Here is a 26,032-nt window from a genome sequence, read left to right as displayed (position 1 = left end):
GCCACCAGTTCCTCGAAATGCGCTTCCTCGGCAGCGAGCGCATGGGCGCCCGCCTCGGTGATGCGACTCGCCTCCTCGTGCAGGGCGAGCGCGTTGAAGCGCATGGCTCCTGCCATGGTCTGGCGGTGCGAGAAGCCGCTGTCCGGCTCCAGCAACTTGTCGGCATGGCGCTGCGGCACTTCGATGAAGTAGCCGAGCACATTGTTGTGCTTGATCTTCAGCGCGGCGACGCCGGTTTCCTCGCGGTACCTGGCCTCCAGCGCCGCGATCGCGCGGCGGGCATTGCCAGAAGTGACGCGCAGTTCGTCGAGTGCGGCATCGTAGCCCCCGGCGATATAGCCGCCCTGCCCGCGCTCGGTCGGCGGGCTCTCCACCAGCGCCTGCGCGAAATGATCGGTCAGCGCCGCATGGCCGCCGAGGTGAGGCATCAGACGGTCCAGCAGCACCGGCAGCCCGTCCATCTGGACCAGCCGCTCACCGATCCGCCGCGCCCCGGAAAGACCGTCGCGAAGCTGGCCCAGGTCGCGCGGAGAACCCCGCCCCGCCACCACGCGGCCCAGCGCGCGGCCCACATCCGGTAGCGCCCGCAGCGCCGCGCGCATGTCTTCGCGCAGCAGGGCATCGTCGTGGAGCCATTCCACCAGTTCCAGCCGCTCGGCAATGGCGTGGCGGTCCATCAGCGGCGCGGAGAGGTCTTCCGCAAGCTGGCGCGCGCCGGCGCCGGTGACGCAGCGGTCGATCGCCTCGACCAGACTGCCCTTGCGCCCGCCAGTTGACGATTCGAGAATTTCCAGGCTGGCGCGGGTCGCCTCGTCCATCGCCAACGCCGCATCGCTGCTGCGCGCCTCGGGCGGCAGCAGCAGCGGCAGCTTGCCGCGCCCGACATGGTCGAGATAGGCGATCAGGCCGCCCGCCGCCGCCAGCATGGCGCGCGTGAACGTGCCGAAGCCGTCGAGCGTCGCCACGCCGTGGACGAGCTTCAATCGCTCATCGCCGCCATCGGAGGAGAACTCATGCGCGGAACGCGGGATCGCACCATCGGGCGCCAGTTCCCAGCCTTCCGGCACGACCAGCTCGCTCGCGCCCAGCCGCGCCAGCGCTGCTCCCAGCCGCTCCGGCGGACACTCTTCCAGCACCATGCGGCCGGTGGAGATGTCGCAGGCGGCAATGCCAAGCGTGCCGCGCAGATCGCAGGCCGCCGCCAGCACATTGGCGCGGCGCGGCTCCAGCAGCGATTCCTCGGTGAGCGTGCCTGCTGTGACGAAGCGCACGATATCGCGCGCCACCAGTGACTTGGAAGCCCGGCCTTCCTTTCTGGCGCGCTCCTTGGCCTGCGCAGGAGTCTCGGTCTGCTCGGCGATGGCCACGCGGCAACCGGCCTTGATCAGGCGGGCCAGATAGCCCTCCGCCGCATGGACCGGCACCCCGCACATCGGGATCGGCTGGCCGCCATGTTCGCCGCGCGTGGTGAGTGCAATATCGAGCACCTGGCTTGCGATTTTCGCATCCTCGAAGAACAACTCGAAGAAGTCGCCCATCCGGTAGAACAACAGGCAGTCCCCGGCCACCTCGCGCAGGGCAAGGTACTGGGCCATCATCGGGGTCACGCCCGCCTTGTCAGATTGTCCGCTCATGGCATCGAGCGTTAGCGCCGCCGCCCCCTTTTAGGGAAGCGCGGACACGGTGCCTTTCCCCTATCGCGTGGCGTGAACATTCGTTAGGGCCACTCCCAAATCGGGAGAAATCGCTTGTCCGAAAAGTCGAAGATCCAGTTCACCGAGCGCGAAGCGCTGTTCTATCACAACACGATCCGCCCCGGTAAGATCGAGATCATTGCGTCAAAGCCCATGGCCACGCAACGCGACCTCAGCCTTGCCTATTCGCCAGGCGTCGCGGTTCCGGTCCAGGCGATCGCCGACGATCCCGCCACGGCCTATGACTACACCGCCAAGGGCAACCTCGTCGCGGTGATCTCAAACGGCACCGCGATCCTCGGCATGGGCAACCTCGGCGCCCTCGCCTCGAAGCCGGTGATGGAAGGCAAGGCGGTGCTGTTCAAGCGCTTTGCCGACGTCGATTCCATCGACATCGAACTGGCCAGCGAGGACACCGACGCGCTGATCGAGGCCATCGCCATGATGGAGCCCAGCTTCGGCGGCATCAACCTTGAGGATATCAAGGCGCCCGAGTGCTTCATCATCGAGCAGGCCCTGCGCGAGCGGATGAACATCCCGGTCATGCATGACGACCAGCACGGCACCGCGATCATCGCCGCCGCCGGCCTGATCAACGCCTGCCTGATCACCGGCCGCAAGCTGGACGAGATCAAGGTGGTGGTGAACGGCGCCGGCGCCTCGGCGCTGGCCTGTACCGCGCTGATCAAGTCGATGGGCGTAACCCACGAGAACGTGCTGGTCTGCGATACCAAGGGCGTGATCTATCCGGGCCGCGAGCGGGTGGACCAGTTCAAGTCGGCCCACGCGGTCAAGACCGATAGGCGCACGCTGGCCGAAGCCCTCGTCGGTGCCGACGTCGTTCTCGGCCTCTCGGCCAAGGGCGCGATCACGCCCGAGATGGTCAAGACCATGGCGCCCCAGCCGATCATCTTCGCCATGGCCAACCCGGACCCGGAAATCACCCCGCCCGAGGCCAAGGCCGTGCGTCCCGACGCCATCGTCGCCACCGGCCGTTCGGACTATCCGAACCAGGTCAACAACGTGCTGGGCTTCCCCTTCATCTTCCGCGGCGCGCTGGACGTAAACGCCACCGCGATCAACGAAGAGATGAAGATCGCCGCCGCCAAGGCCATTGCCGAACTGGCGCGCGAGCAGGTCCACGAGGACGTCGCCGCCGCCTACGGCGAATCGCAGCAGTTCGGCCGCGACTACATCATCCCGGCGCCGTTCGATCCGCGCCTGATGGAAGTCGTCTCCATGGCCGTCGCCAAGGCAGCGATGGATTCCGGCGTCGCCAAGCGTCCGATCGAGGACTTCGAAGCCTACCGCGACCAGCTCAAGGCCCGCCTCAACCCCACCACCTCGGTGCTCACCCGCGTCTACGAACAGGTCCGTGCCAATCCCAAGCGCATGATCTTCGCGGAAGCGGACAACGAAGTGGTGCTGCGCGCCGCGATCCAGTACCGCGACTTCGGCTACGGCGAACCCATTCTGGTCGGCCGCACCCAGGTCATTCTCGACAAGATGGCGGAACTCGGCGTTGCCGATCCCGAGAGCTATCACATCGAGAATTCGATGGTCTCCGATCACGTCGCGCCGATGGTGGAGATGCTTTACGAGCGCCTCAAGCGCCGTGGCTTCCTCCAGCGCGACGTGCAGCGCATGGTCAATACCGATCGCAACATCTTCGCCTCCGGCCTGCTCAAGCTGGGCGTGGGCGATGCGATGGTGACCGGCATGACCCGTCCCTTCGCGCAGTCCATCAAGGAAGTGCGCCGCGTGCTCGACCCGGCCGAGGGCAAGCTCGCTTTCGGCATTCACCTCCTGGTGGGCAAGAACCACACGGTGTTCATGGCCGACACCACGATCAACGAGCGCCCCACCGCCGAGCAGCTTGCGGTGATCGCCAAGGAAACCGCCGCCGTCGCCCGCCGCCTGGGCCATGAACCGCGCGTGGCCTTCCTCAGCTACTCCACCTTCGGCAATCCGTCGGGCAAGTGGCTGGAGCAGACCCGCGAGGCGATCCGCATCCTCGACGAGCAGCAGGTGGACTTCGAGTACGAGGGCGAAATGGCCCCCGATGCCGCGCTGAACCCGAAGATCATGAAGCTCTACCCGTTCAGCCGCCTGTCGGCTCCGGCGAACGTGCTGATCATGCCGGGGCTTCAGTCGGCCAACATCTCGGCCAAGCTGCTCAAGGAGATCGGCGGCACGACCTCGATCGGGCCGATGTTGCTGGGCGCGGAGAAGCCGGTGCAGATCGTACCGATGACTGCGCTCGCGCCGGACGTGCTGACGCTGGCCGTGCTGGCGGCGGCCGGGATTGCCGGGTAATTGAAAAAGGGGCGCTCCGGTCAACCGGGGCGCCCCTTTTCGGACATGCCATCGTAGAAAGACCGCGTGTAGAAAGACCGTCGTCCCGGACTTGATCCGGGACCGCTGGCAAATCTTTAGGCGTATGCTGGCAGAAGAGCGCCCACTGCGGCCCAGCCGATGGGTGGGTCGTTCACGGCCAGCGGTCCCGGATCAAGTCCGGGACGACGTCATTGCCGGATCACTTCCGCCGATAGCGGAAATACCAGACCTCATGCCCATAAACGGTGCGCGCCTTGTTTTCGTAGCGCGTTTCCGGCCAGCCGCCGGGGCGTACCTGGAAGTCCTGCGGCTTCTCGCAAAGCCACTCGAACTGGTCGGTGTGGCGCTGCATCACCATCAGCGCATGGCGCACGTAGACGGCGTGATCGGTGCCGAAGCGGAACTCTCCGCCGGGCTTCAGCTTCGCCGCGAACATGTCCACCGGGCCGTCGTTCATCATGCGCCGCTTGGCGTGGCGCGCCTTGGGCCAGGGGTCCGGGTGCAGCAGGTAGAGGAACGAAAGCGAGCCGTCGGGAATGCGCGAGAGCACTTCCAGCGCGTCGCCGTGATGGATGCGCACGTTGCCCAGCGGCGTGCCGGCCCCGTTGTCCCCCGTGACATGGGTCAGCGCCTGGGCGACGCCGTTGATGAACGGCTCGGCTCCGATGAAGCCGTGGTTGGGCAGCATGTCGGCCCGGCCCGCCATGTGCTCGCCCCCGCCGAAGCCGATCTCGAAATGCATCGGGCGATCGTCGCCGAACAGCAGCTCGGACGTGACCGGGCCTTCGAGGGGAACCGCGATTCGCGGCAGCAGGTTGTCGACCAGCCCCTGCTGGCCCGCGCGCAGGGGCTTGCCCTTGGCGCGGCCGTAGAGGCGGTTCAGCGTGGTCGGATCGCCGGATTTGTGAGCGGTCATGGCGCGGGCCCCTGACACCGTTGCGGGACGAGGTCAACGTCGCCCGATCATCAAAAACGAAACCGGCGCCCCAAGCGAAACGGCCCACCCCCGGGGGCAGGCCGTTGCTTCACACCTCAATCGAGGCGCAAGGGGTAGGGTTCAGGCGACTTCCTGAAGCTCGTCCGGATCGCGCAGCACGTAGCCGCGGCCCCAGACGGTCTCGATGTAGTTGGCGCCGCCGCAGGCGTGGGCCAGCTTCTTGCGCAGCTTGCAGATGAAGACGTCGATGATCTTCAGTTCCGGTTCGTCCATGCCGCCGTAGAGGTGGTTGAGGAACATTTCCTTGGTCAGCGTGGTGCCCTTGCGGAGCGAGAGCAGCTCCAGCATCGCATATTCCTTGCCGGTCAGGTGCACGCGGGCGCTATCGACCTCGACGGTCTTGGCGTCGAGGTTGACCACCAGCTTGCCGGTGCGGATGACCGACTGCGAATGGCCCTTCGAGCGGCGGACGACGGCGTGGATACGCGCAATCAGCTCCTCGCGGTGGAACGGCTTGGTCACATAATCGTCGGCGCCGAAGCCGAACGAGCGGACCTTCGAATCCATTTCGGAGATACCCGAGAGGATCAGCACCGGCGTCTGCACCTTGGCCACGCGCAGCTTCTTCAGCACGTCGTACCCGTGCATGTCGGGCAGGTTGAGGTCGAGCAGAATGATGTCGTAATCGTAGAGCTTGCCGAGATCGAGGCCTTCTTCACCTAGGTCGGTGGAGTAGACGTTGAAGCCTTCGGCGGTCAGCATGAGTTCGATGGCCCGCGCAGTAGTCGGTTCATCCTCGATCAGCAGCACTCGCATCGAAAATTCCCTTTCGCCCCCCGTCTCGGCTCAAATCCCCAGCCGGAACGGATATTTCCGTGTATTAACCATAGGAGCAATGAAGGTTAAAGGTTAATTTGCCGTAAACAGGGATGCTCCGGGCTTTTCAGGGCCCTACGTTTTCTGCGGGCGTTAGGATTAAAACTTCTCAAGCCCCGGCTTCGGGGCCGATCTTAACGCCGATCCCGCCCGCCGCCGCCCGGCGATCCGAGGATGACGGCAGGGCGGACTGGGAAGCGGTTTCGATCCGCTTGAGATAGCTCCAGAGCCCGCATTGCAGCCCGATCAGCATGAGGATGAAGGGTTGGAAAGCGATGCCCACGAACAGCGAACCGATCAGATAGACCACCTGGGCAAGCTGAAGCGCGATCGCCAGCGGCGCCACCCAGGCCTCGTCCGCTCCGGTGCGCCGCTTCCAGCGACGACGGATCTGCTCCATCTGCAACAGCCCGGTAAGCTGGAGCAATATCCACAGTGCGAATCCGGGAATGCCTTGCTCGCCCAGCATCTCGAAATAGCTCGAATGGAAGGCCCGGCCTTCTTCGACGATGTGTTCGCGGCTGATCGTGGTGCTGCCGTCCACGGTCTTGCGCATCACCGTATCGTACTCGACGCGACTCGCCAGATTGACCACGAAGCCGCCGCCCAGGGGATGGTCCTTCACGTAGTCCCAGGTCCACTTCCACACGCCCAGCCTGGTACCGGCGGACTGGTCCGCCTCGTGATTCTCTATAGTGCCCATGCGCGCCAGGAATGCGGGGGGCAGGAACGGCACGGCGACCATGAGCGCCAGCACCATGCCTCCGGCGATCAGCACCTTGTGGCGCACCGTCCTGAGATAGAACAGGCAAAGCACGCCCAGGCACACCAGCCCCGTGCGCGCCTGCGTCCCCACCGGGATCAGCGCGCAGGCGAAGATCAGCCCGGCCGCGAACAGAGTGACCCGCCAATCGGCCGGAAACACCGTGCCATGCCGGACCAGCCAGAGCGCGATGGGAATGATAGAGATCGCCACTGCCGAGAGAATCGAGCCTTCGTAGAGCCCCGTGTTGTTCTCCACGAAGATCCGCAGCGTGCCGTAGCCCCCGCCGCCGCCCACGGTCTTGAGGCCGCCGTCGATGATGAGTGCACTGGCCGCCAGCACCATCACCAGCGCCGCCGCTTCGATCCTCAGCCGCGTGCGCAGGGTGAACGGCAGGAAGATCGCGAAGACCAGCGCCTTCCACACCCATGCCCACTTTTCCGCCGCCGCGGCCGGGTAGGCGGCGGTCCAGGTGGTGAAGCCGCAGTAGAGCAGCAGCAGCACGAGAATGCCCTGCCGCAGCGTAAAACGCGAATCGCGCTTGTCGTCGAAGGCCAGCCAGCCGAGGAAAGCGGCGGCGAAGGCCATGAGCGAGATCGGCAGGCGGGCCAGGATACCCCACGAAATGATCTGCGGGCTGACGATGTCTACATAGAGATAGCACAGCACCCAAAGGAACGGGCGCCGGAAGCCCGCCAGCAGGAAGCAGACCACAAAGCCGGTGAGCGCAAGGTCAAGCATCCTCAGCCCCACCCTCACCCTGTTCCTGCACCTTGCCGGACGGCCAGCGCATCTCGCGCCGGATCGGCCTCGCAACGCGGGATGCACGCGGGGACGCCCCCACCCCGGAGGCAGGCTTCTCCGACCCGGTTTCCACGTCGAGGTCCGGGCGGAACAGCAGCCGCCATGCGGCAAGCGCCAGCAGTCCGTGGCTTACGGCAAGGGCAAGGATGTCCACCATCGGTGCAGGGCCTAGCAGTGCCGAGTTGACGCGGCGTTAAGCCTTGCGGACATAGGAAACTCTCATGACTCGCATCCTCCACGTCCTCGACCATTCGCTGCCGATGCACAGCGGCTACACCTTCCGGACCCGCGCGATTCTGAAGGCGCAGCAGGCGATGGGCTACGAAGTACGCGGGATCACCGGAATCCGCCACAAGGCTCCGGGCCCGGCGATCGAGGAAGCGGAAGGGCTGTCTTTTCACCGCACGACAGGTTCCGTCGCCGGACCGGTGGGGCTGCGCGAATGGCGCGAGATCGGGCTGTTCGCAGAATCGATCGACCGCGTGGTCCGCGAATGGCGGCCGGACGTGCTCCATGCGCACTCCCCTTCGCTCTGCGGCGCGGCAGCCGCGCGCGTCGCCCGCCGCCACGGCATCCCGCTGGTCTACGAAATCCGCGCCTTCTGGGAAGACGCCGCCGTGGGCAACGGCACCGGCACCGAGGGTTCGCTGAAGTATCGGCTGACCCGCGCGCTGGAGAATCGCGTGGTGTCGCGCGCCGATGCCGTGGTGACGATCTGCGAGGGCCTTCGTGACGACCTGATCGCGCGCGGCGTGCCTGCGGGCAGAATCTCCAGAATGCCGAACGGCGTCGATCTCGATCTGTTCGGCGCTCCCGCGCCACGCGATACCGGGCTGGCCCGCGAACTCGGCTTCGAGAAGGACGGCAAACCTTGCCCGGTGATCGGCTTCATCGGCAGTTTCTACGACTACGAGGGGCTCGACGACCTGATCGCCGCCATGCCGTTGCTGCTGGAACGCCAGCCCGATGCGCGGCTGCTGCTGGTCGGCGGCGGCCCGCGCGAGGCGGCGCTGCGCGAACAGGCGAAGTCATCCCCTGCCGCCGAGGCGATCCGCTTCATCGGCCGCGTTCCGCATCACGAGGTGGAGCGCTATTATGCCTTGGCCGACATCATGGCCTATCCGCGCAAGAAAAGCCGCCTGACCGACCTGGTGACCCCGCTCAAGCCGCTGGAGGCCATGGCGCAGGGCAAGCTCGTCGCCGCCAGCGACGTGGGCGGCCACCGCGAACTCATGACCCACGGCCTGACCGGCACGCTCTTCGCCCCCGACGATCCCGCCGCCTGCGCCCGGGCACTGGCGGATCTGCTGGAAGCGCGGGAATCGTGGGACGCCTTGCGCGAAGCGGGCCGCGAACATGTCCGGAAACGGCACAACTGGGCCGCCAATGTTCGCCATTATAAAGACGTTTACCAAATGGTGGCACCTCTTTAGGCCGTAAGCCGCTGCGAGAGCGGGCCAACAACCATATTGCGATCTCAGAACGGGGTTAATGAACGTGGCGAAACCAGAGAACAGGAACCCCCAGCCGATCAGCCGCCATCCCCTGTTCCCGGCGATCGTGGCCCTGTGGTTTGCCGCCCTGTTCGGGCTGGGCTCGATCATCGTCAGTCCGGCACTGATAGAACGGATCGTCGCCGCCACGGGAATCGCCGAGCTGGTGCCGATGGCCGCGCCCCCGCTGGGCACGACGGCCCGCATCCTCTTCGCGCTGGCGCTCACCGGACTGGGCGGACTGATCGGCCTCCTCGCCGGCCGCCGCGTGGCCCAGACGGAAGACGCGCCTGCCCGCATGCCTTTCTCGGGTGCCGATGACGCAGAGGCGCCCGCCGAGCCCGCCCCGGTTTCGGCCACGCCGAATGCACCCCGCCGCCGCCGCGCCTTCTCGCTGGTGGCCGAAGACATCTCGCCGCCGGTCGAACAGGAAGTGCAGGAGCCGGACGCCGAACAGCCGCCGATCCTCAACCTCTCCGACCTCGATCTGGAAGCCGTCGAAGCGGCGGGACTGGTCGATCCCGCCCTGCCGCCCGCCTCACACGCCTTGCTTGCGCCGACCCTGAACGGGCCCGATGGCGAAGAAGAAGGCGCCCTTGTGCCCGAGCACGACGCCGTGTCGCTTCAGGCCGAGTGGTCGCCCCCCAAAGCTGCCGAGAATGTCGACGATGCCGAGCGTCCGACTCTCGACGACGATCACGGCCCGTTCGGCCGCATTCCCGAGTGGCTGGACCCCCGTCAGGACGCCCACACGTTTTCGCCCGCTCGCTGGGCCATTGCCGAGGATGAGGACGCGGCACCTGCCCGTCCTGCCCCGACGCAGGATCGCAATCCGGAAGACCTGAGCAATCGTCTGTTCGAGACCTACTCGCGCGCGCTGGCCGATGAACCTCGGCAACCCGAGGTCGAGGAATCCACTCCCGCTCCCGCACCGATTGCATCGGAAGAGGACGGCACGCTGGCGGCACTGCGTATTGCCGGTGCCCGGCTAGACGATCTTTCGCAGATCGAACTGCTGGAACGTCTTGCCCTGGCGATGGAGCAGGCGCGTCGCCGACGCTCCGAGGCATTCTTACCCGAATCGACGCCCTCCTTCGTGGTGCCGGCCGCAACTCCTGAAGCAGCAGGCCCTGAAGCAGCGTGGCCTGAAGCAGTGGGGCCGGACGACATTGCCGATACCACGGCCGAGGCTTCTCGCCCGCTTGGCGCTCTCCTGCCGCGGCTCGCCTCCGTCGCGCCTTTCACCGCGCCGCTGCGATCCGTTCCCGATGCCGAGGGCCAGATCGCTCCCGCCGCCACCACGCGCATCCCTGCCGCGCTCCGCCCCGTCGGCTTCGACGTCTTCGATGGCGACAGCCTGGACGATGCCCTGCCGGGCTATGTCCCGCCCCGCCACATCGCGCTGGCGCCTGACTCCTTCCCGGCGGTAATCGACGAAGCAGGGGAAGAGCCGGAAGACAGCGCGAAATACGCGGCCTTCAACCCGCTTTCCCGAGATTTCGAGCCCGACGAGGCCGAAGGCGAAGAGGAGGAAGCCGTCCTGGCGAACGGCTACTCGTCGCTGCTGAAGCTTTCGAGGCCATCGCCGCGCCAGAACTTCGTGCGCTTCGACGAAGAAGCCGCCGAAGCGTTCGCATCCGACGCCGCCGCTTCGCAGGACGAGGAAGGCGCCGCACTCCGTCCGTTCGATCCGCCTGCCCGCCCGGATCCGGACGAAACGGAAAAGGCCCTGCGCACCGCTCTGGCCACTTTGCAGCGCATGAGCGGCGCCGCCTGATTCAGTCCGTTTTCTGCCTCGAAACGCGTTTCACGCAACTGAGACGCATCTTCGCATAACAAAATTCCCTTTTTTCCTGCGCACACGCACTAAATTTTGCGCGGGCCCTTCCCTTCACCATTGCAAAAGCGGCCCGTAATCGTCATGGGGGCGCAAGGGACCACCATGACGCGTAGCCGGCGCCGCACGATTCGTGCGCGTGGGAGCGCGACAAGGTCCCCGGCAAAAAATGACAGGATGGGTTTTTATCGATGGGATTTCCTAAGCCCCAGGGCCTTTATGATGCGCGTAACGAACACGATGCTTGTGGTGTAGGCTTCGTAGCCCATATCAAAGGCCAGAAAACGCATGCTATCATTACTCAGGCGCTGGAAATCCTTAAAAATATTGACCACCGCGGTGCGGTGGGTGCTGACCCCCTGCTGGGCGACGGCGCAGGAATCCTGACGCAGCTTCCCGATACCCTGTTCCGCAGCTGGGCCGCCGCCACTGGCGTGGAACTGCCCAAGGCAGGCGACTATGCCGTCGCCATGTGCTTCCTGCCGCAGGACGCTGCCAGCCGCGACCTGATCACGCAGACTTTCGAGAAGTTCATCGCCAAGGAAGGCCAGCACCTGATCGGCTGGCGCGACGTTCCCGTCACGCTCGACGGCCTGGGCAAGACCGTGATCGAATCGATGCCGGTGATCCGCCAGTGCTTCGTCGGCCGTGGTGAAAACTGCGCCGATCAGGACGCTTTCGAGCGCAAGATCCTGGCGATCCGCAAGCAGACGCAGAACCCGCTCGCGGCCATGGCCGAAAAGCACAACCTGCCCGGCCTGACCGAGCTTTACATGCCGAGCTTCTCCAGCCGCACGATCGTCTACAAGGGCCTGTTGCTGGCGACCCAGGTCGGCTCGTTTTACGACGACCTGCGCAATCCCGAGTTCATCTCGGCGCTCGGCCTCGTCCACCAGCGTTTCTCGACCAACACCTTCCCGAGCTGGAAGCTGGCGCACCCGTTCCGCTTCATGGCCCACAACGGCGAGATCAACACCGTTCGCGGCAACGTGAACTGGATGAACGCGCGCCGCCGCACCATGGAATCGGAGCTGCTCGGCGCCGATCTCGACAAGATGTGGCCGCTGATCCCGCACGGCCAGTCGGACACCGCCTGCCTCGACAATGCGCTCGAACTGCTGCTGGCCGGCGGCTATCCGCTCGTCCACGCGATGATGATGCTCATCCCCGAAGCCTGGGCCGGCAATGCGCTGATGACGCCGGAACGCCGTGCGTTCTACGAATACCACGCCGCCCTGATGGAGCCCTGGGACGGCCCGGCCGCCGTGGCCTTCACGGATGGCCGCCAGATCGGCGCCACGCTGGACCGCAACGGCCTGCGCCCCGCGCGTTTCCTCGTCACCGATGACGACATCTGCGTCATGGCGTCGGAATCGGGCGTGCTTCCGATCAAGGAAGACAACATCGTCCGCAAGTGGCGCCTCCAGCCCGGCAAGATGCTCCTGATCGACTTCGAACAGGGCCGCATCATCGAAGACGAAGAGATCAAGACCCAGCTCGCCAACGAAGAGCCCTACGAAAAGTGGCTTGAGCAGGCGCAGTACAAGCTGGCCGATCTCGACGTGATCGAGCCCGAACTGGCCGAGCTGCCCCAGCCGACCGGCACCCTGCTCGATCGCCAGCAGGCCTTCGGCTACACCCAGGAAGACGTCAGCCGCTTCCTCGAACCGATGGCCGTCAATGCAGACGACCCGCTCGGTTCGATGGGCACCGACACGCCGATCCCGGTGCTGTCGAACAAGGCGCGTCTGCTCTACGACTACTTCAAGCAGAACTTCGCGCAGGTCACCAACCCGCCGATCGACCCGATCCGCGAGGAACTGGTGATGAGCCTGGTCACCATGATCGGCCCGCGCCCGAACCTGCTCGGCCATGACGCGGGCAGCCACAAGCGCCTGGAAGTCAGCCAGCCGATCCTGACCGACCTTGGCCTCGCCAAGATCCGATCGGTGGAAGCCGCGCTCGACGGCGCCTTCCGCACCGAAACCATCGACATGACCTGGGACGCCGCTTCGGGCGTCGAAGGGCTGGAGATGGCGATCAAGGAAATGTGCTGGGCCGCAACCGAAGCGGTGCTGGCGGACAAGAACATTCTCGTCCTGTCCGACCGCGCCCAGGGCCCGGACCGCATCCCGATGCCGGCACTGCTGGCAACGGCCGCCGTCCACCACCACCTCGTCCGCCAGGGCCTGCGCATGCAGACCGGCCTCGTCGTGGAAACCGGCGAAGCGCGCGAAGTGCATCACTTCTGCGCTCTCGCCGGCTACGGCGCGGAAGCGATCAACCCCTATCTGGCGCTCGAAACCATCGAGGCCGTGCGCGTTCGCAAGAACCTGCCGGTGACGGCGGAGCAGGCGGCGAAGAACTACGTCTACGCCATCGGCAAGGGCATCCGTAAGGTCATGTCCAAGATGGGCATCTCGACCTACCAGTCGTATTGCGGCGCCCAGATCTTCGACGCCGTCGGCCTCTCGACCGCTTTCGTGGACAAGTACTTCACCGGCACCGCCACCTCGATCGAGGGCGCGGGCCTGGCCGAGATCGCGGCGGAAACCGTGCAGCGCCACAACGCGGCCTACGGCGACAACCCGATCTACGCCAACATGCTCGATGTGGGCGGCATCTACGGCGCGCGCGTGCGCGGCGAGGAACATGCCTGGACGTCCGAGAACATCGGCGCGCTTCAGCACGCGGTTCGCGGCAATGTCCCCGCCAAGTACGAGGAATTCGCCCGCACCATCAACGACCAGTCGACCCGGATGCTCACCATCCGCGGGTTGATGGAATTCGCGCCCAGCCAGGCGATCCACATCTCCGAGGTGGAACCCGCTAGCGAGATCGTGAAGCGCTTCGCCACCGGCGCGATGAGCTACGGCTCGATCTCGTGGGAGGCGCATACCACGCTGGCGATGGCGATGAACCGCATCGGCGGCAAGTCGAACACCGGCGAAGGCGGCGAGGATCCCTCGCGCTTCAAGCCCCTGCCGGGCGGCGATTCCATGCGTTCGTCGATCAAGCAGGTCGCTTCCGGCCGCTTCGGCGTGACCACCGAATACCTGGTCAATGCCGACGACATCCAGATCAAGATGGCCCAGGGCGCCAAGCCCGGTGAAGGCGGCCAGCTGCCGGGCGACAAGGTGGACAAGACCATCGGCGCCACCCGTCACTCGACGCCGGGCGTCGGCCTGATCTCGCCGCCGCCGCACCACGACATCTACTCGATCGAAGACATCGCGCAGCTCATTCACGATCTCAAGAACGTGAACCCGACCAGCCGCGTCTCGGTGAAGCTGGTGTCCGAAGTGGGCGTGGGCACGGTGGCTGCGGGCGTCTCCAAGGCGCGCGCGGATCACATCACGATCTCGGGCTACGAAGGCGGCACCGGCGCTTCGCCGCTTACTTCGCTGACGCACGCGGGTTCGCCCTGGGAAATCGGCCTGGCCGAAACCCAGCAGACCCTGCTGCTCAACAACTTGCGCAGCCGCGTGGTGGTCCAGGCCGACGGTGGCCTGCGTACCGGCCGTGACGTGGCCGTGGCCGCGCTGCTCGGCGCGGAAGAGTTCGGCTTCGCCACTGCCCCGCTGATCGCGGCGGGCTGCATCATGATGCGCAAGTGCCACCTCAACACCTGCCCGGTCGGCGTCGCCACCCAGGACCCCGTCCTGCGCGCCCGCTTCACCGGCCAGCCCGAGCATGTGGTCAACTACTTCTTCTTCGTCGCCGAGGAACTGCGCGCGATCATGGCGCAGCTGGGCTTCCGCACGATCGCCGAAATGGTCGGCCGCGTGGACAAGCTCGACATGAAGAAGGCCGTTTCGCACTGGAAGGCCAAGGGCGTGGACCTTTCGAAGGTTCTCTACCAGGCCCCGCTGGGCGACAGCCCCTCGCTGGGCTGGAGCGAAGTGCAGGACCACGGCCTCGAGAACGCGCTCGACAACGCGCTGATCGCGGGCGCCGCCGATGCGCTGGAGGGCCGCCAGCCGGTGCGCATCGAAAAGAGCGTCATCAACGTCAACCGCACGGTCGGCGCGATGCTCTCGGGCGAAGTGGCCCGTCGCTACGGCCATGACGGTCTGCCGGACAACACCATCAACGTGAAGCTCACCGGCGTCGCTGGCCAGAGCTTCGCCGCCTGGCTCGCCCACGGCGTCACGCTCGACCTGACCGGCGATGCCAACGACTATGTCGGCAAGGGGCTTTCGGGTGGCCGCGTGATCGTGCGCCAGCCCGGCCATGTGAACCGCGATCCGCTCAAGAACATCATCGTCGGCAATACCGTGCTCTACGGCGCGATCTCCGGCGAGGCGTTCTTCAACGGTGTCGGCGGCGAGCGCTTCGCGGTCCGCAACTCGGGCGCGATCGCGGTCGTCGAAGGCTGCGGCGACCACGGCTGCGAATACATGACCGGCGGCGTCGTGATGGTGCTCGGCAAGACCGGCCGCAACTTCGCGGCGGGCATGTCCGGCGGCATCGCCTACGTCTACGACGAGGACGGCGAGTTCGACAGGCTGGTCAACCCGGCGATGGTCGATCTCATCCGCATCTCGGCCGAAGCCGACGAGGAAGAAGGAACGGGCCGTCCGCAGCAGCGTACCGTCTCGGTCCGCGACCTCGGCATGGGCGACATGCTGCGCCACGATGCGGAGCGCCTGCGCATCCTGCTCGAACGCCACCACCTGCACACCGGCTCGAAGCGGGCCCGCGCACTGCTCGACGACTGGTCGAACGCGCTGGGCAAGTTCGTCAAGGTGATGCCGCGCGACTACGCGAAGGCTCTGCGCCAGCAGGAGGCTGAACGCCTCGAAGCCGCTTCGGTCGCAGCAGAATAAGATCGGGAATTAGTAAGATGGGCAAGGAAACCGGCTTCCTCGAACTGGACCGCCAGGACCGCACTTATGGCGATGCCAAGGAGCGCCTCAAGAACTACAACGAGTTCGTCGTCCCGCTGGCGCCGCAAGCGCTGAAGGACCAGGCATCGCGTTGCATGAACTGCGGCGTGCCGCACTGCCACACCGGCTGTCCGGTCAACAACATCATCCCGGACTGGAACCACCTGGTCTACGAGGACGACTTCCGCAATGCGCTGGAAGTCCTCCACTCGACCAACAACTTCCCCGAGTTCACCGGCCGCATCTGCCCCGCCCCGTGCGAGGCCGCCTGCACCCTGAACATCGTGGACCAGCCCGTCACCATCAAGTCGATCGAATGCGCAATCGTCGACAAGGGCTGGCAGGAAGGCTGGATCACGCCCAAGCCTGCCGAGAAGAAGACCGGCAAGTCGGTGGCCGTGGTCGGCTCCGGCCCGGCCGGCATGGCCTGCGCGCAGCAGCTTGCCCGCGCCGGTCACTCGGTGACCGTGTTCGAAAAGAGCGACCGCGTCGGCGGCCTGCTTCGCTACGGCATCCCCGACTTCAAGATGGAGAAGCACCTCATCAACCGCCGTCTCGTGCAGATGATGGCGGAAGGCGTGGAATTCCGCACCTCCACCGAAGTGGGCGTGACCGTGTCGGTCGCCTCGCTGAAGGAAAACTTCGACACCGTCGTCTTCGCGGGCGGCGCCGAGGATCCCCGTCCGCTGAACATTCCGGGCTTCGAACTGCCCGGCGTGCGCTTCGCGATGGAATTCCTCACCCAGCAGAACAAGCGCAACGCGGGCGACGATGAAGTTCGCGCCGCTCCGCGCGGCACGCTTTCGGCCACCGGCAAGCACGTCATCGTCATCGGCGGCGGCGACACCGGCTCCGACTGCGTGGGCACCTCGAACCGCCAGGGCGCCGCTTCGGTCACCCAGCTGGAAATCATGCCCAAGCCGCCGCTGCACGAGAACAAGGCGATGTCCTGGCCGAACTGGCCGCTCAAGCTGCGCACCTCGTCGAGCCACGAGGAAGGCGTCGAGCGCGACTGGGCCGTGCTGACCAAGCGCGTCATCGGCGACAACGACGTGCGCGCCCTCGAATGCGTCCGCGTCGAGTGGAAGGACGGCAAGATGCAGGAAGTGGCGGGCAGCGAGTTCACGCTCCAGGCCGACCTCATCCTGCTCGCCATGGGCTTCGTCGGCCCGCGCAAGGCCGGCATGCTCGACCAGTCGGGCGTCGATCTGGACGCACGCGGCAACGTCAAGGCCACCATGGCCGACTACCGCACCAGCGATCCCGCCATCTACTCCTGCGGCGACATGCGCCGTGGCCAGTCGCTAGTGGTCTGGGCGATTCGCGAAGGCCGCCAGTGCGCCCGCGCGGTGGACGAGGCGCTCATGGGCGTTTCCGAACTGCCGCGCTGAGCCCGGCAGACCTCGATTTCGGGAAGGGGCGCTCCGCAAGGGGCGCCCTTTTTCGTCTCCCAGTTGCCGACGCTCCGGCGATCACTCCTGCCTTGCGGTTGACCGCCGCGCCGCTCTCCCTGAGCCTACCAAGGACGATAGGAGGCCGAATGCTGTTGGAAATCGCGGAAATCGAAGTGCGCGCCGGAGCGGAGGAAAGCTTTGCCGAAGCCATGCACGGGTCCGGCCTCGCCAATTTGGCCGCCTGTGAAGGCGTCGTCTCCGTCCGCTTCGGACGCGGGGTGGAGAATCCGTCGAAATTCACCTTCAATGTCGTCTGGACATCGATGGAAGCACACGAGGCTGCGCGAGGGCTGGATGCCTTCGGGCGCTTCCGCGCCGCCTTCGGCGACATGGGCGTGGGCGGAGCAATGAGCCACTACGTGATGGACGAAGCCATCCCGGGCGCTTCAGCCTGACGTCGTCCCGGACTTGATCCGGGACCGCTGGCCGAGCCGCGCCTTGCTCGCCGGAAAACGCCTAAAGAATTGCCAGCGGTCCCGGATCAAGTCCGGGACGACAACCTTCCCGTTAGACCTTTCCAAAAGGCCTACCAGTCGATCGTTCCGCGACCATGCTCCGCCAGAAACGCATTGGCCTTGCTGAAATGACGGCACCCCAAAAACCCACGATGGGCCGACAGCGGGCTGGGATGCGGCGCAGTCAGCACCAGATGGTGGCTCGAGGCCAGCCCCGGCACCCGCATCGCCTTTTTCTGAGCGTGACTGCCCCACAGCAGGAACACGCAAGGCTCATCCTTGGCGGCGACCGCCGCGACAGCGGCATCGGTGATCGCTTCCCAACCCTTGTTCTGGTGCGAGCCGGCCTGGGCCTCCTCCACCGTCAGCGCATTGTTGAGCAGCAGCACGCCCTGCCGCGCCCAGTGTTCGAGATTGCCATGCCCGGGCGGGGTCACGCCGCAATCGGTCGCCAGTTCCTTGTAGATGTTGACGAGCGAGGGCGGCACTTTCACCCCCTCCGGCACCGAGAACGAAAGGCCATGCGCCTGGCCCGGCCCGTGATAGGGATCCTGCCCCAGGATCACGACGCGCACCTGATCGAGCGGCGTCAGTTCCAGCGCCCTGAGACGACTGCCGCGCGGCGGATAGATCCGCCTACCAGCCGCCTCTTCGGCCTTGAGCCAACCGCCCAGTCGGCGCGATTCGGGGGAATCGACCACCGCGCCGAGCGCCGGTTGCCAGGATGGCGGCACGCCCTGAAGCGATCCCGAGACGTCCATTCGCGCCGTACTCCCGCCTAAACCATTTGCGAAACTGAGGCCCAGTCCCTAAGCATTTTCGGACCATGGCTGTCTATCTCCACGAAGAAGATCTTCCCGAAGGCGTGCTTGCGCCGGGACCCGTTGCCGTCGACACCGAGACGATGGGCTTGATCACCCCGCGCGACCGCCTTTGCGTGGTCCAGATTTCCGACGGACAAGGCGACGAGCATCTCGTTCGCTTTGCGCCCGGCAGCGACTTTGCCGCGCCGAACCTGAAGGCGGTGCTGGCCGATCCGGCCAGGCTGAAGCTCTATCATTTCGCCCGGTTCGACCTGGCGGCGATAGAGCACTACCTGGGGGTCACCGCCGCGCCGGTGTTCTGCACCAAGATCGCCAGCAAGCTGACCCGCACTTATACCGATCGCCACGGGCTGAAGGACTTGGTGCGCGAACTGCTCGGCAAGGAAGTGTCGAAGCAGCAGCAGTCGAGCGACTGGGGCGCGGCCGAGCTGACCGAGCCGCAGAAGGACTATGCCGCCTCGGACGTGCGCTACCTGCACGCCATGCACGAAATCCTGGTGGTCCGCCTCGCCCGCGAGAATCGCACCGAGATCGCCCAGGCCTGCTTCGATTTCCTGCCCGCCCGCGCCCGGCTCGACCTTGCAGGCTGGCCCGATCACGATATCTTCAGCCACGAAGCCGCCTGACCGGAGCCTGATCACGCATGTCGGTCGAAGCCAACCAGGTCCGCAACCGCCGCCGGCACTTCGCCGCGCCCGGCGGCTCGCACGATCGCATGGTGGGAATCCTGGCCAAGGCCCTGCCTGCGGGCATCGGCCTGGTCGCCGCCGTGATGATCCTGGTTCCGCTCTCTCCGCGCGGAGAGATCAGCTTCCTGCTGGACCGGAACAAGGTGGCGACGACCGGCGAGCGCATCGCCGTCTCACGCGCCGCCTATCGCGGTCAGGACAATCAGGGCCGCGATTTCGTGGTCACGGCGGGCACTGCCGTCCAGCGTTCGCCGGACATCCCGATCGTTGAACTGGATACGCTGGCCGCCAAGATGAACTTGCGTGACGGCCCCGCCGAAATCGTGGCTCCGCGCGGCGCCTACAATTTCGACAACGACACCATGGCGGTGGACGGCCCGGTCAACTTCAAATCGTCCGACGGCTACACGATGACCACCAGCAAGGTGGACGTCGATATCAACCAGAAGATGGCCGTGGCATCGGGCGGCGTGCAGGGCACAGTGCCCTCAGGCACTTTCAAGGCCGACACGATGCACGCCGATCTCGATACCCGCACCATTACACTCGAAGGCAATGCCCGGATGCGGATCACGCCCGGCAAGCTGAGGATGCCGCAATGACCCGCCGCTTTTTTGAATCCCGCTCGGTTCGGATCGCTCTCGGCGTGCCGGTGGCAGGCCTTGCCCTGTTCGCGGCCGGGCAGCAGCTCGGCGCGCAGGCGATCTCGGGCCACAACTCGAACGCCCCCGTCGATTTCGGCGCCGACCGGATCGAGCTTCAGGACAAGCAGAACCGCGTGGTGCTGACGGGCAATGTCGACATCACCCAGGCCGACCTGCGCCTGCGTGGTGCCCGCACCATCATCGACTTCGCCCGGGGCGACCAGACCCAGGTCCAGCGCATAACCGCCAGCGGCAATGTCGTCGTCACCCGGCAGGACCAGGTGGCGACCGGCGACACCGCGATCTACGATTTCAACCAGCGCATCATCACCATGGTCGGCAATGCCACGCTCAAGCGCGGTGGCGGCGATACCCTGCGCGGCGGCCGTTTCGTGATGGACCTGAAGAGCGGCGTGTCCTCGGCCTCGGGCGGCCGCGTGAAGGGCACCTTCAACGTTCCCAAGAAGAACAACTGAAAACCGGACGCGTCTCCACCGGCACCAAAAGCAAAGGCCGGTCACGACTTCGATGTCGTGACCGGCCTTTGCTTTTGGCGGGGGGCGGGCCTTCGGGATGGCCCGCCCTCCACTTTCTCGATGATCAGAACGCCCGGTCGTGAACCAGTACCCGCGCGGTCAGGAAGATGATGTGCAGGTCGCGCATGATCGTCCAGCCTTCGAGATACTCGAGGTCCGACTGGAGACGGTTGATGAGATCCGATTCCTGGTCGGTGGCGCCGCGATAGCCGCGCACCTGGGCCAGGCCGCTCAGGCCAGGCTTCAGGCAGTGCCGCTGCCAGTAACGGCGATCCACTTCCCAGAACAGCTTGTCGCCCGCCAGCGAGCCCGTGGCGTGGGGACGCGGCCCCACCAGGCTCATGTCGCCCAGCAGCACGTTGAAGAGCTGCGGCAGCTCGTCGATGCTGGTGCGGCGGATGAACCGGCCCACGGCGGTGATGCGCTGGTCTTCCTTGGAAGCCGAGACATTGCCGTTGGTGTCGCACAAGGCCTGCGTCATGCTGCGGAACTTGTACATGTTGAAGAAGGTGTTGCCGCGGCCCATGCGCCGCTGGACGAAGAACACCGGCCCGCCGTCCTGCAGCTTGACCGCCAGCGCGACCACGAGCAGCAGCGGCGAGAGCGCGAGGATCGCGCCGCCGGAAAAGGCGACGTCGAAAATGCGCTTGATCGCGCGCTCGCGCAAGCCGAGAGGCCCGGCCGAGACGAGCAGCAGCCCGTGCTGGCCGGTCACCCGCGCGCCCTGGGCACCCAGGCGCGCCACTTCGTCGTCCAGCACTTCGCCATCGACATTGGCGCCCTTGAGCACCATCGCCCATTCGGCGCGGCGGTCTGCCGGACAGCTCACCACCACCCGGTCGATATTGCGCAGGACCAGGCCAACGCGATCGAGCGAGTCCGGGTCCTTGAGGTTGGGGCGCAGGCCCATCGCGGCCGCCGAGACGCGAATCGCGCCCGACATCCGCAATTGCGGGCCACCGTCATCGATGATCAGTTCGTTGATCACGTTGGCGCCGCAGCGCCAGCGGACGAAGCTGCGAAGCTGGAGCCGCGACCAGGCGATCAGCGCCATCGCGCAGGTCACACCGCCGCTGAAGGCCCCGCGAGACAGCTCGGCCGAGGACTTCATCAGGAACTGAACGAAGACGACGACGACGACCGCCACCACCATCGACACTTCCGCACGAAAGATTCCTCGCCAGCCATCGCGCAGCGAATCAGTGGAATAGGCGGCGTTGTACAATGCCAGCGTCAGAAAGATCGGCAGCAGCACTTGTCCGTAGACGAGTGCCATCTGCAATCCACGGCCAGTGTCATAAAGCCAGCCGGCAAGGGCAAAGCCCGCCAGAAGAGCGACAAGATCGCCCACCAGCAAAGCGAGATAACATTGAAGCCGTCGACGTTCGAGCGAAGGCGCGACGAGAAGTTCGTCTACTTCGGAGCGCTGAACGGCTTGGGTCGATACTGCAAATGGCGCATTCATGCGTTCAACACTCCCGATGGTCGAACTCATGCCCCCGCATCCCCTCTTCAGATACATTTATTGCCCCAGCGCGAATTCGAGCTCGTGCTGCACTGCAATAAGCGAATGCCCTTATGAACATTCTCTCGGCGCGGGAAAGCCGATTCAGTTAAGCTGTTCTTTTTATCCGTTGTTTGCCATCAAGTGTAGCAATTCTGGCTATTTCGACTAACCCTTGTGCAAGCAGAAGGTCAGCATCCTGGCTATTGCTCAAAAGCGATTGGTGCAGCGCAATAAGACGGGCAACCAAGCGCTCCAAACGATTACCACGCCAGATCCGTAATTGCACCCCGAGTGCTGGTTTGTCTTTCCAGAAAATTCGGCGCGCGGCTGCTTCGGCATCGATCAGCGCGCCCGGATCGCCGGCGCGGCCGAGCCGCGAATTGAGCCCCGCGAGCTGTGCCGTGCGCCTCTCGAAAGCGAGCAGCAGGCCGACGGCGTTGATGCCCTGATCGCGCATCCGCTTGAGTTCAGGGCCGATTGCATCCCGCTTCCCGCTCAGGACGGCATCAACCAGGGGGCCGAAGTCGTCATCCTCGGTGGAAGCGCCGACCGCATCGAGGTCTGCCGCCGAAACCGGACGCGGCGTTTCCGCGCTGGCATCCAGATAGAGTGCCAGCTTGGTTACTTCAGACCGCGCCAGCCGGGTATCGAGCCCCGAAGCCCGCGCGATTCGCTCGGCCAGATCGCTGCCCATCTTGAGGCCCGCGCCGTTGGCCATAGTCCGCACCGCGCTGGTGACCGCCGACAGATCCGGCGGGTAGAACATCGCCACCAGGCCATCGGGCCGGGCCGCCAGCAGCTTGGCCGTGCGCGACTTGTCGGTGGCGCCGGTGGCCACGATCAGGACCGGGCAGGCATCCACTTCGTTTTCAAGCAGGATCTGCACCGCATCGTGGGCCTCGTCGCCCTGGGCGCGGATCCAGATGTGGCGGGATGTGCCGCCGAACAGCGAATTGGAGCGCGCCTCGTCGCCCAGCTTCACCGGATCGCGGCGCAGCTCCGAACCGGCCATCTCCACCCGCTCGCCCGGTTCGGGCAGGAGCGAAACGATCTTCGCGGCGGCATCGCTGGCGCCGGCCTCGTCCGGCCCGCAAAAGAAGAAAACCCGCGCCTGCTGAGCGGCGCGGGCTGCAAGGCCGCCGAAATCCTTCTGGGTGGCCTTCACCGCGTCACGCCGGTCACTGCGTGGTGTCGCCGCGCAGACGCAGGGCGACGGCCGTGACGATGCGCGTCGCGATGTCCTTCGACATGTTTTCCAGCGCCGTCTGCTCGGCTGCGATCGTCGCGTAGTCGGACGAAACCACGTCGATTCCTGCGTCGGAACCGGCCGTGGCATCGAGCACGATTTCCTGGCTGGACATATCGACGAGCTGATAGCGCGCCCGCAGGGTGCGGCGTTCGCGGCCGATGGTGTCGTCCGAGAGCAGCGCGAAGCCTTCGAGCTTGTCGTCCAGCCGGATATCGAGGCGATAGCGCGGAGAGGCACCGGCCTTGTCCGCGCCGAGCTGGTCGACGATCGCGTTGCGGACCAGCCAGCCCGCGCGCCCTTCGATCGCCGCGACCTGCACCCCGGTCAGTCCACGCGCCACCGCGCCGTTGCTGCCGCCGGCATACATCGGCTGGAGGCCGCAGCCCGACAGCAGCGCGGCCCCTAGCAGAGCCGGACCCAAGAGGCGCAGGAAACGCATCACGCGACGAGATTGACCAGACGGTCAGGGACGACGATCACTTTCCTCACCTCGGCTCCATCCAGCGCACGCTGCACTTTCTCGCTGGCAAGGGCAAGCGCTTCAAGCTCTTCCTTCGAAGTGCCCTTGGCGACGGTCAGGGTGTCGCGCAGCTTGCCTTTGACCTGGACGGCCACGGTCACTTCATCCTCGACCAGCAGGGCAGGATCGACTTCCGGCCAGGCCGCCTGCGCAACGAGGCCTTCCCCGAAGGTAGCAAAGGCTTCTTCCGCGAGGTGCGGCATCATCGGCGAGACGAGCAGCAGGATCGTGCGGATCGCGTTCGAACGGCTGGCCGAAGGGGCTGCCTTTTCGACCGCGCCGGTCAGTTCGTAGATGCGCGCCACGGCCTTGTTGAAGCCCAGCGATTCGATATCCGAAGCGACAGCGGCCACCGTCTGGTGGGCCTTGCGGTCGATCGCCTTGTCTTCACCCGTTGCCGAAGCGTCGTACTGGGCGAACAGGCGCCACAGGCGCTGCACGAAGCGACCGCAGCCTTCAATGCCGGCTTCCGACCAGGGCAGATCGCGTTCCGGCGGGCTGTCCGACAGCATGAACCATCGGATTGCGTCGGCGCCGTAAGTCGCGACGATCTCGTCGGGGTCGACGACGTTCTTCTTCGACTTCGACATCTTGATGACGCGGCCGATCTCGACCGGGGAGCCATCGGCCTTGAGCGTGGCGGTTTCGGCGCCGCGCTCGATCTCGCCGGGCGAGAAATAGACCGGCTGGCCATTGGCATCGTTGATGCGGAAGTAGGTTTCGTGCGTGACCATGCCCTGCGTGAACAGGCTGGCGAAGGGTTCCTTCACCTCGATCTTGCCGATCCGGGCCAGCGCGCGCGTCCAGAAGCGGGCATAGAGCAAGTGCAGGATCGCGTGCTCGATGCCGCCGATATACTGTTCCACCGGCAGCCATTCGGCGATCTTGGCCGGATCGAACGGACGATCTTCCGGCTGGCTGGCGAAGCGCAGGAAATACCACGAGCTGTCGACGAACGTGTCGAGCGTGTCGGTCTCGCGGCGCGCGGCGTGGCCGCACTGCGGGCAATCGACATGCTTCCAGGTCGGGTGACGCACCAGCGGGTTGCCGGGAGTCGCGAAATCGACGTCCTCGGGCAGCGTGACCGGCAGGTGCTTCTTGGGCACCGGTACAACGCCGCAGACCTCGCAGTGGATGAACGGGATCGGCGTGCCCCAATAGCGCTGGCGCGAAACGCCCCAGTCGCGCAGGCGCCACACGGTCTTGCCCTTGCCCCAGCCCTCGGCTTCGGCACGCGCGATGACGGCGGCCTTGGCTTCCTTCACGGCCATGCCGTTGAGGAAGTCGGAGTGGACGCAGACGCCGTCACCCGCTTCGGACTCGCCGTCGAACGGCTTGTCGGCATCGGCCTCGCTCGCCGCGACGACGCGCAGGATCGGCAGCTGGTACTTGGTGGCGAATTCGAAGTCGCGCTGGTCGTGGCCCGGAACGGCCATGACCGCACCGGTGCCGTAGTCCATCAGCACGAAGTTGGCGATGAACACCGGCAGGTCGGCGCCCGTGAACGGGTGCTTCGCCTTCACGCCGGTATCGAAGCCCAGCTTCTCGGCGGTTTCCAGCTCGGCGGCGGTCGTTCCGCCCTGCTTGCACAGCGCGATGAACTCTTCGACCTCGGGACGGCCCTGGGCCACGGCCTGCGCGATCGGGTGATCGGCGGCGACGGCCACGAAGCTGGCGCCGAAGATCGTGTCCGGGCGGGTCGAGTAGACTTCCACCGAGCCGATCCCGCCTACTTCGGCGGTCAGGTCGAACTTGAACTGCAGGCCTTGGCTCTTGCCGATCCAGTTCTCCTGCATCGTGCGGACCTTTTCGGGCCACTTGTCGAGCGTGGAGAGGCCTTCCAGCAGCTCGTCCGCGAAGTCGGTGATCTTGAGGAACCACTGGGAGAGCTTGCGCTTCTCCACCAGCGCGCCCGAGCGCCAGCCGCGTCCGTCGATCACCTGCTCGTTGGCGAGCACGGTCTGGTCGACCGGATCCCAGTTAACCGCCGATTCCTTGCGGTAGACCAGGCCGTTTTCGTAGAGATCGATGAACAGCGCCTGCTCGTGGCCGTAGTATTCCGGCTCGCAGGTGGCGATCTCGCGGCACCAGTCGAGCGCGAAGCCCAGGCGCTTCAGCTGCGCCTTCATGTTGGCGATGTTCTCGCGCGTCCAACCGCCGGGGTGGACGCCCTTCTCCATCGCCGCGTTCTCAGCGGGCATGCCGAACGCGTCCCAGCCCATCGGATGGAGCACTTCGTGGCCGGTCATGCGCTTGTAGCGCGCCAGCACGTCGCCCATCGTGTAGTTGCGGACGTGGCCGATATGGATGCGCCCCGAAGGATAGGGGAACATCTCAAGCACGAAGCTGCGCGGCTTCGACGAAGTGTCGTCCGCCTTGAAGCACTGCGCGTCGTCCCACGCAGCCTGCCAGCGCGTGTCCGCCTGAGCCGGATCGAACCGCTCGGTCATCTCTATCAAGTCTCCTGCGAGCTTCTGCCGCCCGCGCAATTGGAACTGCGGGCCGGTTCAGCCCGCAGGAAAAA

Annotated in this window: 18 protein-coding genes and 1 pseudogene; 9 read left to right on the top strand and 10 right to left on the bottom strand. The window is 65.7% G+C overall.

The genetic code is table 11. The annotated features are described in order from the left end of the window. Positions 1-1,598, bottom strand: a pseudogene (locus tag ACI3K3_RS15155) (DNA mismatch repair protein MutS); the annotation flags it as partial. Positions 1,599-1,748: 150 nt separating this feature from the next. On the opposite strand from ACI3K3_RS15155, the gene ACI3K3_RS15150 reads away from it, so the two are divergent. Then, entirely contained in the window at positions 1,749-4,010 is a 2,262-nt protein-coding gene (locus ACI3K3_RS15150; RefSeq protein WP_404915071.1) for an NADP-dependent malic enzyme, read from the top strand. Positions 4,011-4,230: 220 nt separating this feature from the next. On the opposite strand, the gene ACI3K3_RS15145 is transcribed toward ACI3K3_RS15150, so the two are convergent. The 4 genes from ACI3K3_RS15145 to ACI3K3_RS15130 form a co-directional block, all read right to left on the bottom strand. Further along, positions 4,231-4,947, bottom strand: coding sequence for a tRNA (guanine(46)-N(7))-methyltransferase TrmB (locus ACI3K3_RS15145; protein WP_404915069.1), 717 nt, complete (start codon positions 4,945-4,947; stop codon positions 4,231-4,233). A 141-nt stretch (positions 4,948-5,088) separates the two neighbouring features. Then, positions 5,089-5,784 carry a response regulator transcription factor CtrA gene (ctrA, locus tag ACI3K3_RS15140; RefSeq protein ID WP_021233000.1) on the bottom strand — a complete coding sequence of 232 codons (696 nt, stop codon included), beginning with the start codon at positions 5,782-5,784 and terminating at the stop codon, positions 5,089-5,091. 169 nt (positions 5,785-5,953) lie between these two features. Beyond that, complete coding sequence (locus tag ACI3K3_RS15135; RefSeq protein WP_404915067.1) at positions 5,954-7,348, bottom strand: putative O-glycosylation ligase, exosortase A system-associated; 1,395 nt, start codon at positions 7,346-7,348, stop codon at positions 5,954-5,956. After that, a complete protein-coding gene (locus ACI3K3_RS15130; protein ID WP_404915065.1) occupies positions 7,341-7,568 on the bottom strand; it encodes a hypothetical protein in 228 nt (75 codons plus the stop codon). The genes ACI3K3_RS15135 and ACI3K3_RS15130 overlap by 8 nt, the downstream gene beginning before the upstream one ends. Positions 7,569-7,632: 64 nt before the next feature. Here ACI3K3_RS15130 and ACI3K3_RS15125 point away from each other — a divergent pair, with 64 nt between their 5' ends. The 5 genes from ACI3K3_RS15125 to ACI3K3_RS15105 all read left to right on the top strand — a co-directional run bounded on the left by ACI3K3_RS15125 (position 7,633) and on the right by ACI3K3_RS15105 (position 17,479). Beyond that, positions 7,633-8,844 carry a TIGR04063 family PEP-CTERM/XrtA system glycosyltransferase gene (locus ACI3K3_RS15125; protein ID WP_404915063.1) on the top strand — a complete coding sequence of 404 codons (1,212 nt, stop codon included), beginning with the start codon at positions 7,633-7,635 and terminating at the stop codon, positions 8,842-8,844. Between the two features lie 64 nt (positions 8,845-8,908). Next, complete coding sequence (locus ACI3K3_RS15120) at positions 8,909-10,681, top strand: hypothetical protein (protein WP_404915061.1); 1,773 nt, start codon at positions 8,909-8,911, stop codon at positions 10,679-10,681. Between the two features lie 251 nt (positions 10,682-10,932). Beyond that, a complete protein-coding gene (gene gltB, locus ACI3K3_RS15115) occupies positions 10,933-15,570 on the top strand; it encodes a glutamate synthase large subunit (RefSeq protein ID WP_404915059.1) in 4,638 nt (1,545 codons plus the stop codon). Positions 15,571-15,587: 17 nt separating this feature from the next. Next, entirely contained in the window at positions 15,588-17,021 is a 1,434-nt protein-coding gene (locus ACI3K3_RS15110; protein WP_404915057.1) for a glutamate synthase subunit beta, read from the top strand. A gap of 149 nt (positions 17,022-17,170) precedes the next feature. Continuing rightward, positions 17,171-17,479, top strand: coding sequence for a putative quinol monooxygenase (locus ACI3K3_RS15105; RefSeq protein WP_404915055.1), 309 nt, complete (start codon positions 17,171-17,173; stop codon positions 17,477-17,479). 131 nt (positions 17,480-17,610) lie between these two features. Here ACI3K3_RS15105 and ACI3K3_RS15100 read toward each other — a convergent pair whose 3' ends face one another. Beyond that, positions 17,611-18,300 (bottom strand): uracil-DNA glycosylase, encoded by a 690-nt coding sequence (locus ACI3K3_RS15100; protein WP_404915053.1) that lies wholly within the window; start codon positions 18,298-18,300, stop codon positions 17,611-17,613. Between the two features lie 65 nt (positions 18,301-18,365). Here ACI3K3_RS15100 and ACI3K3_RS15095 point away from each other — a divergent pair, with 65 nt between their 5' ends. The 3 genes from ACI3K3_RS15095 to ACI3K3_RS15085 are packed head-to-tail and all read left to right on the top strand — an operon-like array spanning position 18,366 to position 20,172. Beyond that, positions 18,366-18,989: a ribonuclease D gene (locus tag ACI3K3_RS15095; protein WP_404915051.1), complete on the top strand. Its 624-nt coding sequence runs from the start codon at positions 18,366-18,368 to the stop codon at positions 18,987-18,989. A 17-nt stretch (positions 18,990-19,006) separates the two neighbouring features. After that, on the top strand, positions 19,007-19,654 hold the full coding sequence (lptC, locus tag ACI3K3_RS15090; protein ID WP_404915049.1) for an LPS export ABC transporter periplasmic protein LptC: 648 nt from the start codon (positions 19,007-19,009) through the stop codon (positions 19,652-19,654). Continuing rightward, a complete protein-coding gene (locus ACI3K3_RS15085) occupies positions 19,651-20,172 on the top strand; it encodes an LptA/OstA family protein (protein ID WP_404915047.1) in 522 nt (173 codons plus the stop codon). Before lptC ends, ACI3K3_RS15085 begins: the two co-directional genes overlap by 4 nt. Before the next feature lie 124 nt (positions 20,173-20,296). Here ACI3K3_RS15085 and ACI3K3_RS15080 read toward each other — a convergent pair whose 3' ends face one another. The 4 genes from ACI3K3_RS15080 to leuS all read right to left on the bottom strand — a co-directional run bounded on the left by ACI3K3_RS15080 (position 20,297) and on the right by leuS (position 25,958). Continuing rightward, the gene (locus tag ACI3K3_RS15080) at positions 20,297-21,697 is read right to left on the bottom strand and encodes a sugar transferase (RefSeq protein WP_404915073.1); all 1,401 of its coding nucleotides are present in this window, start codon (positions 21,695-21,697) and stop codon (positions 20,297-20,299) included. Between the two features lie 148 nt (positions 21,698-21,845). Next, positions 21,846-22,904 (bottom strand): DNA polymerase III subunit delta, encoded by a 1,059-nt coding sequence (gene holA / locus ACI3K3_RS15075; protein ID WP_404915045.1) that lies wholly within the window; start codon positions 22,902-22,904, stop codon positions 21,846-21,848. Positions 22,905-22,917: 13 nt separating this feature from the next. Beyond that, positions 22,918-23,427: an LPS assembly lipoprotein LptE gene (gene lptE, locus ACI3K3_RS15070; protein WP_404915043.1), complete on the bottom strand. Its 510-nt coding sequence runs from the start codon at positions 23,425-23,427 to the stop codon at positions 22,918-22,920. After that, on the bottom strand, positions 23,427-25,958 hold the full coding sequence (leuS, locus tag ACI3K3_RS15065; RefSeq protein ID WP_404915041.1) for a leucine--tRNA ligase: 2,532 nt from the start codon (positions 25,956-25,958) through the stop codon (positions 23,427-23,429). Before leuS ends, lptE begins: the two co-directional genes overlap by 1 nt. Positions 25,959-26,032: the final 74 nt, after the last annotated feature.

The organism is Novosphingobium sp. ZW T3_23 (genome assembly GCF_044987305.1).
Taxonomy (GTDB): domain Bacteria; phylum Pseudomonadota; class Alphaproteobacteria; order Sphingomonadales; family Sphingomonadaceae; genus Novosphingobium.
Note: the sequence above shows the minus strand (reverse complement) of the source record. Positions and strands in the feature narration are given on the sequence as shown.